6 protein-coding genes are annotated in these 13,086 nt (G+C 69.8%); 5 read left to right on the top strand and 1 reads right to left on the bottom strand.

What is annotated here, in order from left to right:
* The first annotated feature begins 110 nt into the window (after nucleotides 1–110).
* The 5 genes from rplA (at nucleotide 111) to QOZ89_RS02920 (ending at nucleotide 11,925) form a co-directional block, all read left to right on the top strand.
* Complete coding sequence (rplA, locus tag QOZ89_RS02940; RefSeq protein ID WP_071050743.1) at nucleotides 111–827, top strand: 50S ribosomal protein L1; 717 nt, start codon at nucleotides 111–113, stop codon at nucleotides 825–827.
* An 824-nt stretch (nucleotides 828–1,651) separates the two neighbouring features.
* A complete protein-coding gene (gene rplJ / locus QOZ89_RS02935) occupies nucleotides 1,652–2,215 on the top strand; it encodes a 50S ribosomal protein L10 (protein WP_071050733.1) in 564 nt (187 codons plus the stop codon).
* 126 nt (nucleotides 2,216–2,341) lie between these two features.
* A complete protein-coding gene (gene rplL, locus QOZ89_RS02930; protein WP_071050732.1) occupies nucleotides 2,342–2,734 on the top strand; it encodes a 50S ribosomal protein L7/L12 in 393 nt (130 codons plus the stop codon).
* Nucleotides 2,735–4,459: 1,725 nt separating this feature from the next.
* Complete coding sequence (rpoB, locus tag QOZ89_RS02925; protein WP_071050731.1) at nucleotides 4,460–7,882, top strand: DNA-directed RNA polymerase subunit beta; 3,423 nt, start codon at nucleotides 4,460–4,462, stop codon at nucleotides 7,880–7,882.
* Nucleotides 7,883–8,031: 149 nt separating this feature from the next.
* Nucleotides 8,032–11,925 (top strand): DNA-directed RNA polymerase subunit beta', encoded by a 3,894-nt coding sequence (locus QOZ89_RS02920; protein WP_071050730.1) that lies wholly within the window; start codon nucleotides 8,032–8,034, stop codon nucleotides 11,923–11,925.
* Between the two features lie 136 nt (nucleotides 11,926–12,061).
* Here QOZ89_RS02920 and mug read toward each other — a convergent pair whose 3' ends face one another.
* The gene (mug, locus tag QOZ89_RS02915; RefSeq protein ID WP_083419132.1) at nucleotides 12,062–12,697 is read right to left on the bottom strand and encodes a G/U mismatch-specific DNA glycosylase; all 636 of its coding nucleotides are present in this window, start codon (nucleotides 12,695–12,697) and stop codon (nucleotides 12,062–12,064) included.
* Between the last annotated feature and the right edge of the window lie 389 nt (nucleotides 12,698–13,086).

Raw genomic sequence — 13,086 nt, 5'->3', positions numbered from 1 at the left:
GCGGACCGGGAGCGCGTCGGCGCGTCGGCAAGTCAGAGCATCCAGTCCCACCGGTGGGAGGGCGCCAGGCATCGGCCTGGGGGAGCCCGCAGGACCACGAGGAGAAGTGAATGAAGCGCAGCAAGGCGTACCGGGCGGCGGCCGAGAAGATCGACCCGGAGAAGCTGTACAGCCCGCTGGAGGCCGTGGGCCTCGCGAGGGAGACGTCGGCCACCAAGTTCGACGCGACCGTCGAGGTCGCCTTCCGGCTCGGTGTCGACGCCCGCAAGGCCGACCAGATGGTCCGCGGCACGGTGAACCTGCCGCACGGCACCGGCAAGTCCCCGCGGGTCGTGGTGTTCGCCGCCGGTGAGAAGGCTGCCGAGGCGCTGGCGGCCGGCGCGGACGTCGTCGGCAGCGACGACCTGGTCGCCCGGATCCAGGACGGCTTCCTGGACTTCGACGCCGCCGTCGCGACCCCCGACCAGATGGCCAAGGTCGGCCGGATCGCCCGGATCCTCGGCCCGCGCGGCCTCATGCCCAACCCCAAGACCGGCACCGTGACGCTCGACGTCACGAAGGTGGTCAAGGACATCAAGGGCGGTAAGATCAACTTCAAGATTGACAAGCAGAACAACCTGCACATCGTCATCGGGAAGACGAACTTCACCGCGCAGCAGCTGATCGAGAACTACGGCGTCGCGCTCGACGAGATCGTCCGGGTGAAGCCGTCCGCGGCCAAGGGCCGCTACCTGAAGAAGATCACCGTCACCACCACCATGGGCCCCGGCATCTCGGTCGACCCGAACCGCCTCCGCAACCTCCTGGAGGACGCGGCCGCGAACTAAGGCCGCCGGTCCCCGCAGGGGCCTGCCTTCTCTGGTGTATCGAGCCGTGCCGGTCCCTGACCGGCACGGCTCGCGCCGTCAAACGCCATATGACCGTGCAGGCGCGGAGGCCCGGCCACGAGCGAAGCGAAGCGAAGGCCCCGCGAACGCGGTCGTCTTCGGGTTGGTGACGTCACAGTGGCAAGCAACCGAGCTGGGCGCGGAGGCGCGCCTCGCGGAGGCCCGGCCACGAGCGAAGCGAAGGCCCCGCGAACGCGGTCGTCTTCGGGTTGGTGACGTCACAGTGGCAAGCAACCGAGCTGGGCGCGGAGGCGCGCCTCGCGGAGGCCCTCCTACGAGCGAAGCGACGTAGGGGGGCCGCAGCGAGGTCGCCGGAGCGCCCGTGAGCGCAGGAGGACGGCGCGCGGAGGTCCCGTGGGAGCGAAGCGAGTACGGGGCCGGAGCGCGCCGCCCGCACGGAGCGAACCAGCAACACAGCACGGAGCGAACCAGCAATAACCTTCCGCCCTGACCGGCACAGCGTGTGTGGTTTGAGGGATGCGGCCGGGCGTGACGGGTGTGTGGTTTGAGGGATGTAGTATTGACAGGAGTTCTACACCACAGACCGCTGGTCGCCGTCCACCTGCTCCGCCGGAGGACGGCCGAAGGCCCGGAGACTCTGGGCGGCCCGCGCAGGTGACGGACGCGATCCGTAGTCGAGACGGCGGGCATCTTGGATGCCAGCCACGCGAGCACGGTTTCCCGCCCCGAGCGCCTGCGCCGGGGCGTTCGTCGTTGTAGGGGGTCCTTCGGGTACGGCCGGCACGTTCCCCCCAAGGAGCCCGATGGCGAACCCTGAGAAGAGCGCCGCCGTGGCGGAGATCACCGACCAGTTCCGTGGCTCCACCGCGGCTGTCCTGACCGAGTACCGCGGCATGACCGTCAGCCAGATCACCGAGCTGCGCCGGTCGCTGGGTGCCGAGACCAAGTACGCGGTCGTCAAGAACACCCTCACCAAGATCGCCGCTGAGCGTGCTGGCGTGACCGGCATCGAAGACCTGCTCGCCGGGCCGACCGCCGTCGCCTTCGTCAGCGGTGACCCGGTCGAGGCCGCCAAGAGTCTTCGGGACTTCGCCCGCGCGAACCCCGCCCTGGTCGTCAAGGGTGGCTTCGTCGAGGGCAAGCCGATGTCGGCTGACGACATCCGCAAGCTCGCCGACGTCGAGTCCCGCGAGGTCCTGCTGGCCAAGCTGGCCGGCGCCATGAACGGCTCGCTGGCCAAGGCCGTCGGCCTGTTCGCCGCGCCGCTGTCGCAGGCCGCCCGGCTCGCCGAGGCGCTGCGCGCCAAGCGCGAGGCGGAGGCTGGTGGCGCCGCCGAGGCGCCGGCCGAGGCCGTCTCGGTCGACTAGTCGGCCCGCACCGGCGACCAGCCAGCCAGATATCACCCGCGGCAGCGGCCGGCCAGGCCCGCGTGGCCCGGCCCGGCAGACCGCACCACGACGATCTAAGACACAGAACAGGAAGGAACCGCCATCATGGCGAAGCTCTCGACAGGCGACCTGCTCGACGCGTTCAAGGAGATGACGCTGCTCGAGCTGTCCGAGTTCGTGAAGCAGTTCGAGGACACCTTCGGCGTCACGGCCGCCGCTCCGGTCGCCGTCGCGGCCGTCGCCGGCCCGGGCGGCGGCGGCGAGGCCGCCCCGGCCGTGGAGGAGCAGGACGAGTTCGACGTCATCCTCGAGGCCGCTGGCGACAAGAAGATCCAGGTCATCAAGGAGGTCCGCGCCCTGACGAGCCTGGGCCTCAAGGAGGCCAAGGACCTCGTGGACGGCGCGCCGAAGCCGGTCCTGGAGAAGGCCACCAAGGAGGCGGCGGACAAGGCCAAGGCGGCCCTCGAGGGCGCCGGCGCCACCGTCACCGTCAAGTAGGGCGCTCCCGCGGCCGGGCGCGGGAGCGCCCGGCCGCCGGGCGGCGCCCGGGGTCCCTGCCGGATGGGCGGGGACGCGACCCCCGGGGCCCCAACGCGGAAAAGCCGGGGCGCCCCCCCCCCCCCGTGCCGGCCCGGCGCCCGGGGGGCGGCCGCGGCCGCCCCCCGGCCGCCGGGCGGCGCCCGGGGTCCCTGCCGGATCGGCTTCTCCGATCCGGCAGGGACCCTTGCGCTAATGCGCTGTCGCTTCCTGTGGCTGAGTTGCGTGTGTTGCTCGCCAAAGCCGTCACACCGCACCGCGTAGCTTGACCGGCCGGGCGACTGGTACGCGTGGCCGCCGTCTTTGGACGGCTACCGCTTTTCGTCTGACGAGGCGGGCGACTTTCGCCCGCCTCGTTGGCGTTTCTGCGGCGTTGTGGAAGGTCCTGGCGGCGACACCTGCACGTCGGGGGTGGCCACGCTCCGGCGGGATGGGTTACGGTCCGTCGGGCCGGGTGGCTGGTGACGATAGTGGTATCGGCGCGGCGCCGGCCGGGCCGCGCGTGGCCCATATACGGCTCGGTTCGCGGTCCGGCGACCAGCGTCCAGCCTCGCCCGGAACCATGTACGGCCAGGCTTTCGATGCCCGTTGGACGGGTGTCGGCCCCGTCCGCGGAGTGGCCAAGCCGGCGGGGGTGTCCGATGCTGGTGGGACGCTCCGGCGAGGGGGCGAGGGCGGCCCAGGGGACCGGGCGTTGCGCGCCCGGTGTGACATCGGACGACGTGGCCGCGGCCTGGCGGGGCGGCAGAACGGTAACTACCCGCACATGCGGTCCGTCTGAGGGGTTGACTCCATCCCCAACAACGGAGTTCCATCATTTGGCGGACCACCGCCGCGATCTGACGAAGTCGGGCAGGGTATCTCCCATCGGGGCAACCCGAGCCGACCAGTCGGTGCGGCGCGTGGCCGGTGGGTCCAGGCCTGACGGCCTCGGCTCGGCCGGTCGCGGCGATCCCACCACGGCGACACAGCGTGGCGGTGGTCGGAGGGCCGTGGGCGTCGGGTAGACGCGCGGCCGACAGACGGACGGGAAGGCGGGAAGGGCGGGAGCGGCGGGAACACGGCGGGTCGGCGGCAGGCAGCGAGCAGCGCGGAAGTAGTGCACAACGGACATGACGACGGGGCTTGTCAGCAGTGCGGCCTAGGGCTACACTGCTAGTTTGCGCTGTCCTTTTCGTTGCACTGAGCCTCTCAGATCCGTTCCCGCCGACCGTGGCGGACCCGCCGTACTCCTCCCGCGAGGGCCGTTGGGGCGACTTCCCGCCGCCTCACGTTCAGGCCGGTGGGTTCGCGCACCCGTGGGACCAGGTCTGATGGGCTCTGTGCGGCGAAAAGGGGTCAGCGTGATCGCCCCGGTCGTACCGGTGCGGTCTCTGCCCGCCCGCCCACGAGAGAACCGTCACCGCTAGCTCGTCCCGTCTGCCGGCGTCAGCCGGCACGGCGGCTGTGGCGCCCGCCCTCGGACGACTCTGGACCTCCTGGTGCCGCGCCTCGCGCGACCGGGACCGACGGACATGTCTGACGGCCCGGCATCCGGCCCGATCTGGCGTGACGGTCCTCACTGAGACAACCTGCCGCACTACCCCGCTAACGCCGCGTGTAAACACGGCGAGACACTGATCACCTGACCGCCCCGACGGCTCCTCGGCGTCTCCCGCCCGACGCCAGGCCCCCGGAAGGACCACCTTGGCCGCCTCGCGCTCCGCTTCCCGCATTTCGTTCGCCAAGATCGTCGAACCCCTCGAGGTCCCGGACCTTCTCGCCCTGCAGACGCAGTCGTTCGACTGGCTGATCGGCAGCGATGCGTGGCAGGAGAGGGTCCAGGAGTCCATCGACGCCGCCCGCGACGATGTTCCCCTCACCTCGGGTCTGGAGGAGGTCTTCGAGGAGATCTCTCCGATCGAGGACTTCTCCGGTTCCATGTCCCTGTCGTTCCGGGATCACCGGTTCGAGCCGTCCAAGTACTCCGTCGAGGAGTGCAAGGACAAGGACATGACCTACTCGGCGCCGATGTTCGTGACCGCCGAGTTCACCAACAACACCACCGGTGAGATCAAGAGCCAGACCGTGTTCATGGGCGACTTCCCGCTCATGACCCCGAAGGGCACGTTCGTCATCAACGGCACCGAGCGGGTGGTCGTCAGCCAGCTCGTCCGCTCGCCCGGCGTGTACTTCGAGAAGTCGCTCGACAAGACGTCCGACAAGGACCTCTTCTCCTGCAAGGTCATCCCGTCACGGGGTGCCTGGCTGGAGTTCGAGATCGACAAGCGGGACACGGTCGGTGTCCGCATCGACCGCAAGCGCCGCCAGTCCGTCACCGTGCTGCTCAAGGCGCTCGGCTGGGACGAGGCGCGCATCCTGGAGCGCTTCGGCGACTACCCGTCGATGCGCGTCACGCTGGAGAAGGACCACACCTCCGGCCAGGACGACGCGCTGCTCGACATCTACCGCAAGCTCCGCCCGGGCGAGCCGCCGACGCGTGAGTCCGCGCAGACGCTGCTGGAGAACCTGTTCTTCAACCCGAAGCGCTACGACCTGGCCAAGGTCGGCCGTTACAAGGTGAACAAGAAGCTGGGTCTGCACGTGGAAGGCCCGGTGGGCGTGCTCACCGAAGAGGACGTCGTCCGCACGATCGAGTACGTCGTGAAGCTTCACGAGGGCATCGACCCGGCGTACGAGGTGGACGACATCGACCACTTCGGCAACCGGCGGCTGCGTACGGTCGGCGAGCTGATCCAGAACCAGGTGCGGCTCGGCCTCGCCCGGATGGAGCGCGTCGTCCGCGAGCGGATGACCACCCAGGACGTCGAGGCGATCACGCCGCAGACCCTGATCAACATCCGACCGGTCGTCGCCTCCATCAAGGAGTTCTTCGGCACCAGCCAGCTGTCCCAGTTCATGGACCAGACCAACCCGCTGGCCGGCCTCACCCACAAGCGCCGCCTGTCGGCGCTCGGCCCCGGCGGTCTGTCCCGGGAGCGGGCCGGCATGGAGGTCCGCGACGTGCACCCGAGCCACTACGGCCGGATGTGCCCGATCGAGACGCCGGAAGGCCCGAACATCGGCCTCATTGGCTCGCTGTCGACGTTCGCGCGGGTCAACCCGTTCGGTTTCGTCGAGACCCCGTACCGCAAGGTGGTCGCCGGCCGGGTCACCGACCAGATCGACTACCTGACCGCGGACGAGGAGGACCGGCACGTCGTCGCCCAGGCGAACGCCCCGCTGACCGGGGACGGCTCCTTCGCCGAGGACCGGGTGCTGGTGCGACGCAAGGGCGGCGAGGTCGAGTTCATCCCGCCGGACGAGGTCGACTACATGGACGTCTCGCCGCGCCAGATGGTGTCGGTCGCGACCGCCATGATCCCCTTCCTTGAGCACGACGACGCGAACCGCGCGCTCATGGGCTCGAACATGCAGCGCCAGTCCGTGCCGCTGCTGCGCTCGGAGTCGCCGCTGGTCGGCACCGGCATGGAGGCCCGCGCGGCCAAGGACGCCGGTGACGTGGTCGTCTGCCAGCAGGCCGGCGTGGTCGAGGACCTGTCCGCCGACTACATCACCGTCATGCACGACGACGGCACCCGGCGCACCTACCGGCTGGCCAAGTTCCGCCGCTCCAACCAGGGCACCTGCATCAACCAGAAGCCGATCATCGACGAGGGCGACCGCGTCGAGGCCGGCCAGGTGATCGCGGACGGGCCGTGCACCGACAACGGCGAGATGGCGCTCGGCAAGAACCTGCTGGTCGCCTTCATGCCATGGGAGGGGCACAACTACGAGGACGCGATCATCCTCTCTCAGCGGCTCGTCCAGGACGACGTCCTCTCCTCGATCCACATCGAGGAGCACGAGGTCGACGCCCGGGACACCAAGCTCGGCCCGGAGGAGATCACCCGCGACATCCCGAACGTCGCCGAAGAGGTCCTCGCCGACCTCGACGAGCGCGGGATCATCCGGATCGGCGCCGAGGTGAACCCCGGCGACGTGCTGGTCGGCAAGGTCACTCCCAAGGGCGAGACCGAGCTGACCCCGGAGGAGCGGCTGCTGCGCGCGATCTTCGGTGAGAAGGCCCGGGAGGTCCGGGACACCTCGCTGAAGGTGCCGCACGGCGAGTCCGGCAAGGTCATCGGCGTCCGGGTGTTCGCCCGCGAGGACGGCGACGAGCTCCCGCCCGGCGTGAACGAGCTCGTGCGGGTCTACGTCGCCCAGAAGCGGAAGATCACCGACGGTGACAAGCTTGCCGGCCGGCACGGCAACAAGGGCGTCATCGCCAAGATCATGCCGCAGGAGGACATGCCGTTCCTCGAGGACGGCACTCCCGTCGACGTCGTGCTCAACCCGCACGGTGTGCCGCGGCGTATGAACATCGGCCAGATCCTGGAGACCCACCTCGGGTGGGTCGCCAAGACCGGCTGGCAGGTCGACGCCGGCAAGGAGGAGTGGAAGGAGCGGCTGCGCACCATCGGCGCGGACGCGGCCAACCCGGGCCAGAACGTCGCCACCCCGGTGTTCGACGGCGCCCGCGAGGAGGAGATCACCGGCCTGCTGGACTCCACGCTCCCGAACCGGGACGGCGTCCAGCTGATCGGGTCGTCGGGCAAGGCCAAGCTGTTCGACGGCCGCACCGGTGAGCAGTACCCGTACCCGGTCGCGGTCGGCTACATCTACATCCTCAAGCTGCTGCACCTCGTCGACGACAAGATCCACGCTCGCTCGACCGGCCCCTACTCGATGATCACTCAGCAGCCGCTGGGTGGTAAGGCGCAGTTCGGTGGCCAGCGGTTCGGCGAGATGGAGGTGTGGGCGCTGGAGGCGTACGGCGCCGCCTACGCCCTGCAGGAACTGCTGACGATCAAGTCCGACGACGTCCACGGCCGGGTCAAGGTCTACGAGGCGATCGTCAAGGGTGAGAACATCCCGGAGCCCGGGATTCCCGAGTCCTTCAAGGTGCTCATCAAGGAAATGCAGTCGCTGTGCCTGAACGTCGAGGTGCTCTCCAGCGACGGCGTTCAGATCGAGATGCGCGACACCGACGAGGACGTGTTCCGGGCGGCGGAGGAGCTTGGGATCGACCTGTCTCGGCGGGAGCCGAGCAGCGTCGAGGAGGTCTGACGGCCGGCCCGGCGGCCAGGCCAGCCCGGGGGGCCCCCCCCGCCACCCCCACCAGCCCACGCGGGCCGCCCGCGATCGCGGGCGGCCCGGCCAACACCCGCTGACCTGACTGAGCGTCCCGACTGAGAAAGAGAGAGCAGGCGACAGTCTTGCTGGACGTCAACTTCTTCGACGAGCTGCGCATCGGCCTGGCCACCGCGGACGACATCCGCCAGTGGTCGCACGGCGAGGTCAAGAAGCCGGAGACCATTAACTACCGCACCCTCAAGCCGGAGAAGGACGGGCTCTTCTGCGAGAAGATCTTCGGTCCGACCCGGGACTGGGAGTGCTACTGCGGTAAGTACAAGAGGGTCCGGTTCAAGGGCATCATCTGCGAGCGCTGCGGCGTCGAGGTCACGCGCGCGAAGGTGCGCCGTGAGCGGATGGGGCACATCGAGCTGGCCGCCCCGGTCACCCACATCTGGTACTTCAAGGGTGTGCCGAGCCGGCTCGGCTACCTGCTGGACCTGGCGCCGAAGGACCTCGAGAAGGTCATCTACTTCGCCGCCTACATGATCACAAAGGTGGACGTCGACGCGCGCCACCGTGACCTGCCGACCCTCGAGGCCCGCATCGGCGTCGAGAAGCAGGGCATGGAGGACCGCAAGAACGCCGACGTCGAGGCCCGCCAGCGCAAGCTGGAGGCGGACCTGGCCCAGCTGGAGGCCGAGGGCGCCAAGGGCGACGCGCGCCGCAAGGTGCGGGAGTCGGCCGAGCGCGAGATGCGCCAGATCCGTGACCGCGCCCAGCGCAAGATCGACGAGCTGGACCGGGTCTTCGACCGCTTCAAGGGCATGAAGGTCCAGGACCTGGAGCCGGACGAGCTTCTCTACCGCGAGCTGCGCGACCGGTTCGGCCAGTACTTCGAGGGCGGCATGGGCGCGGAGGCGCTGCAGCGCCGCCTCGCCGACTTCGACCTCGCGGCCGAGGCCGAGTCGCTGCGGGAGACGATCCGCACCGGCAAGGGCCAGAAGAAGGCCCGGGCGCTGAAGCGGCTCAAGGTCGTCTCGGCGTTCCTGAACACCCGCAACTCCCCGATGGGGATGGTGCTCGACTGCGTCCCGGTCATCCCGCCGGACCTGCGCCCGATGGTGCAGCTCGACGGCGGCCGGTTCGCCACGTCGGACCTGAACGACCTCTACCGCCGGGTCATCAACCGGAACAACCGGCTCAAGAGGCTGCTCGACCTCGGCGCGCCCGAGATCATCGTCAACAACGAGAAGCGGATGCTGCAGGAGGCCGTCGACGCGCTGTTCGACAACGGCCGCCGCGGCCGCCCGGTCACCGGGCCCGGCAACCGTCCGCTCAAGTCGCTGTCGGACATGCTCAAGGGCAAGCAGGGCCGGTTCCGCCAGAACCTGCTCGGCAAGCGTGTCGACTACTCCGGCCGTTCGGTCATCGTCGTCGGCCCGCAGCTGAAGCTGCACCAGTGCGGCCTGCCCAAGCAGATGGCGCTGGAGCTGTTCAAGCCGTTCGTGATGAAGCGGCTGGTCGACCTGAACCACGCGCAGAACATCAAGTCCGCCAAGCGGATGGTGGAGCGCGCGCGGCCGGTCGTCTGGGACGTGCTCGAGGAGGTCATCACCGAGCACCCGGTGCTGCTGAACCGGGCGCCGACGCTGCACCGCCTCGGCATCCAGGCCTTCGAGCCGCAGCTGGTCGAGGGCAAGGCCATCCAGATCCACCCGCTGGTCTGCACCGCGTTCAACGCGGACTTCGACGGCGACCAGATGGCGGTGCACCTGCCGCTGTCCGCCGAGGCGCAGGCCGAGGCCCGGATCCTGATGCTGTCGAGCAACAACATCCTCTCGCCGGCGTCCGGCCGTCCGCTGGCCATGCCGAGCCTCGACATGGTCACCGGGGTGTTCCACCTGACCCGGCTGGCCGAGAGCGGCGGCCTCGGCGAGGGCCGGTCGTTCTCCAGCGTGGCCGAGGCGCAGATGGCCTTCGACGCGCACGAGATCGGCCTGCAGACGATCATCAAGGTCCGGCTGCGCGACCACACGCCGCCGACCGACTGGGAAGCGCCCGCGGACTGGATCCCCGGCGACCCGTTCACCCTGGAGACGACCTTCGGGCGTTGCCTGCTGAACGAGGCGCTGCCGGAGGGCTACCCGTTCATCAACGAGCTGTTGCACAAGCGGGACCAGGCCGCGATCGTCAACGACCTGGCCGAGCGGTACCCGAAGGCCCAGGTCGCGGCGACGCTGGACGCGTTCAAGAGCGCCGGTTTCTACTGGGCCACCCGGTCCGGGGTGACCGTCGCGATCGAGGACGTCATCGCGCCGCCGAACAAGACCGAGATCCTCGCCAAGTACGAGGACCTCGCCGAGAAGGTCCAGAAGCAGTTCGAGCGCGGCTTCCTCTCCGACGACGAGCGCCGCAGCGAGCTGGTCCAGATCTGGACCAACGCGACGAGCGAGGTCGCGAAGGCGATGGAGGACCACTTCCCGCCGACCAACCCGGTCGCGACGCTGGTCAACTCCGGCGCGGCCGGAAACATGATGCAGATCCGCCAGCTCGCCGGCATGCGTGGCCTGGTCTCCAACCCGAAGGGCGAGATCATCCCGCGGCCGATCAAGGCGAACTTCCGCGAGGGCCTGTCCGTGCTGGAGTACTTCATCTCCACGCACGGCGCCCGCAAGGGCCTCGCCGACACGGCGCTGCGGACCGCCGACTCCGGCTACCTGACCCGCCGGCTCGTCGACGTCAGCCAGGACGTCATCGTCCGCGACGACGACTGTGGCACCGAGCGCGGTGTGATGACCCGCATCGCGACGAAGGACCGCGTGAGCGGCCAGCTGGTCCGCGACCGGTACGCGGAGACGTCGGCCTATGCGCGGACGCTGGCCGCGGACGCCCTCGACTCGGGCGGCGAGGTCATCGTGCCGGCGGGCGCCGACCTCGGCGACGTCGTCATCGGCCAGCTGCTCGAGGCCGGGATCGAGACCGTCCGGATCCGCTCGGCGCTGACCTGCGAGTCGCGTCGCGGCGTGTGCGCGCAGTGCTACGGCCGCTCGCTCGCGACCGGCAAGCTCGTCGACGTCGGCGAGGCGGTCGGCATCGTCGCCGCCCAGTCGATCGGTGAGCCGGGCACCCAGCTGACCATGCGTACGTTCCACGCTGGCGGCGTCGCCGGTGACGACATCACGCAGGGTCTGCCGCGAGTGGTCGAGCTGTTCGAGGCCCGCAGCCCCAAGGGCAAGGCCCCGATCAGCGAGGTCGTCGGCCGGATCAAGATCGAGGAGACGGAGAAGACCTTCAAGGTCGTCGTCGTCCCCGACGACGGCTCCGAGGAGATGGCCTACCCGGTGCCGCGGCGTTCCCGCCTGCGGGTCGCCGAGGGCGAGCACATCGACGTGGGCACCCAGCTCATCGACGGTGCCGTCGACCCGCACGAGGTGCTGCGCATCCTCGGCCCGCGCCAGGTCCAGCTGCACCTGGTCGACCAGGTGCAGGAGGTGTACCGGTCGCAGGGTGTGTCGATCCACGACAAGCACATCGAGATCATCATCCGTCAGATGCTCAAGCGGGTGAACGTCCTCGAGTCGGGTGAGACGACGCTGCTGCCAGGTGAGCTGGTCGAGCGGGGCAGGTTCGAGAGCGAGAACCGGCGCGTCGTCGAGTCCGGCGGCCAGCCGGCGTCGGCCCGGCCGGTGCTCATGGGCATCACCAAGGCGTCGCTGGCCACCGAGTCGTGGCTGTCGGCGGCCTCCTTCCAGGAGACCACCCGGGTGCTCACCGACGCGGCGATCAACGCCCGGTCGGACTCGCTGGTCGGCCTGAAGGAGAACGTCATCATCGGCAAGCTCATCCCGGCCGGCACCGGCATCACGCGGTACCGCAACATCCGGGTCGAGCCGACCGAGGAGGCGCGGGCCGCCATGTACACGGTCGGCGGCTTCGACGAGGCCGGCACGGTCGAGTACGGCGCCTTCGGCACCGGCACCGGCCAGGCCGTCCCGCTCGACGAGTTCGACTTCGGCAGCCGCGACTACCGTTAATCGGCAGATCCTGGTCGAACGAACGGCGGCGGGCGTCCCTTCGGGGGCGCCCGCCGTTGGCGATTCGAGCGGTTCCCGACCGCGGCCCTCCCACGACTCGGCGAGGGCAGGACTGAAGGAGGACCGGCCGAACCCGCTACGAGGGCGCGTAGGCGGCTTCGTAAAGCTCGCGGTAGGCCTCGACGAGGGCCTGGAGCGAGTAGTGGGCGTTGAGGCCGCTGGGGTTCGGGAGGAGCCAGACTCCCGTCGAGCCCAGGTGGTCGGGCTGGCGGCCTACAGGGGCCTTCTTCTGGCCGAAGGCGATGCGGTAGGCGCCGAGACCCAGGAAGGCCAGCCAGCCGGGCTGGTAGCGCTCGACGGTGGCCGTTAGCCGGCCGACGCCGGCGCGGATCTCGTCGTCGTGGATCTCGTCCGCGCGGGCGGTGGCGCGGTTGACGATGTTGGTGATGCCGATGCCGCGGGCGAGCAGCTCGCCGGTCTCGGACGGGTGCAGCTGGCGGTCGGTGAAGGCGGCCTGGTGCAGCGTCGCCCACAGCCGGTTCGCGGTGCCGCCGAAGTGGAAACCGGTCGCGCCGGCGGCGAGCGACGGGTTGATCCCGCAGATGAGCACCTTCAACCCAGGGGCGATCAGGTCTGGGACGGCGCGTCCGTAGGCGGCGTCGAGCTCGGCTCGGGTCGGCTTTCGGCGCGGGTCAACGGGCGTGCCTCCGTCCGTCCCTGCGTCGGCGCTGATGCCCGGTGCTGCGTCCGTCGCGGCGCCTGTACTCACCATGCGCGCTCCCATCGTCATCGTTGGGCGAAGACCCGGTGACCCCCGCTGTCCCGATAACGCCAACCTTGTCGTTTCACTCCCGCCCAGCCTGCCAGACCTGCACAATGGCACCGCGGGACCGACATCGGTAACCCACCGCGAGCTGGCTCATCCTGTTCGCCGACCTGCGGTCGGCTTCCCGGGGCGGCCGTGATGCGACCCCGGGGGCGACCCCCGGACCCCCGATGTCGATCTTCGCTCGATGAAGGTTCAGCAGTACCTGGTGCCCCGGCGGGGTAGCAGCGGAACCGGGCGGCTGGCCCCATAGCCAGCACACGACACGTCAACGACGACGAAACCGACCGGCTGTGCGAGCCGGGGGACACCCCGGACTCGGCGGGTCATCTCGG

This window comes from Pseudofrankia coriaricola (genome assembly GCF_032027725.1).
GTDB lineage: Bacteria > Actinomycetota > Actinomycetes > Frankiales > Frankiaceae > Pseudofrankia.
This window is presented reverse-complemented; position numbering and strand designations above follow the sequence as displayed.